The organism is Pseudarthrobacter sp. AL07 (assembly GCF_029960665.1).
Lineage (GTDB): Bacteria > Actinomycetota > Actinomycetes > Actinomycetales > Micrococcaceae > Arthrobacter.
Map to the genome: position 1 here is coordinate 1 of NZ_JASBRB010000076.1, position 1,312 is coordinate 1,312.

Annotated in this window: 1 pseudogene; it reads right to left on the reverse strand. The window is 63.0% G+C overall.

What is annotated here, in order from left to right:
* Positions 1–1,307 (reverse strand): annotated as a pseudogene (locus QK290_RS18440) (pyruvate dehydrogenase (acetyl-transferring), homodimeric type); the annotation flags it as partial.
* Between the last annotated feature and the right edge of the window lie 5 nt (positions 1,308–1,312).

Genomic DNA, 1,312 nt, shown 5'->3' on the forward strand with positions numbered 1-1,312 from the left:
TCGCGGAACTTCTTCAGGTCATCGAGGGTGAGCTTTTTCATCTGGTGGGTCGCGTTGCGGCCTTCGAAGTGGGGTCCGAGTCCGTAGCCCTTGACCGTTTTGGCCAGGATGACGGTGGGCTTGCCCTTGAATTCGGTGGCTGCCTTATAGGCGGCGAAGACCTTGTGGTAGTCGTGGCCGCCGCGCTTGAGGTTCCAGATTTCATCATCGGAGAGGTCCGCGACCATGTCTTTGGTCTGCGGGGACTTGCCGAAGAAGTGCTCGCGGACGAATCCGCCGGATTCTGCCTTGTAGGTCTGGTAGTCCCCGTCCGGGGTTTCGTTCATGATCTTCACCAGGGAGCCGTCGGAGTCCTGGGTGAGCAGGTCATCCCACTCCCGGCCCCAGACGACCTTGATGACGTTCCAGCCCGCGCCGCGGAAGAACGCTTCGAGTTCCTGCATGATCTTGCCGTTGCCGCGGACGGGTCCGTCGAGGCGCTGGAGGTTGCAGTTGATCACGAAGTTCAGGTTGTCGAGCTTGTCGTTCGCGGCGAGCTGGAGCAGGCCGCGGGACTCGGGCTCGTCCATTTCGCCGTCGCCCAGGAACGCCCAGACCTGCTGGTCGGAGGTGTCTTTGAGGCCGCGGTTGTGCAGGTACCGGTTGGACTGGGCCTGGTAGATCGCGTTCATCGGGCCGATGCCCATGGACACGGTGGGGAATTCCCAGAACTTCGGCATGAGGCGTGGGTGCGGGTAGGAGGAGAGCGCGTGGCCTTCTTTGGACTTTTCCTGCCGGAATCCGTCCATGTCCTCTTCGGAGAGCCGGCCTTCCATAAACGCGCGGGCGTACATGCCGGGGGAGGCGTGGCCCTGGAAGAAGACCTGGTCGCCGCCGCCGGGGTGGTCCTTGCCACGGAAGAAGTGGTTGAACCCGACTTCGTACAGGGTGGCGGCGCCGGCGTACGTGGAGATGTGTCCGCCCACGCCGATATCGGCCCGTTGCGCCCGGTGCACCATGATGGCGGCATTCCAGCGCATGTACGCCCGGTACCGGCGCTCGAATTCCTCGTTGCCGGGGAACGCCGTTTCCTGGTCCGCCGGGATGGTATTCACGTAGTCCGTGGTGGTCACCATCGGAACTCCGACGCTCTGGGCGCCGGCGCGCTGGAGCAGGCTGCGCATGATGTATTGGGCACGTTCGGTGCCTTGTTCCTGAATCAGCGCATCCAGGGACTCAACCCATTCGGCGGTCTCTTCCGGATCACGATCGGGCAGCTGGTTTGTCAACCCGCTGAGGATATGGGAGGTCTCTTCTCCTGCAGCCACGTCCA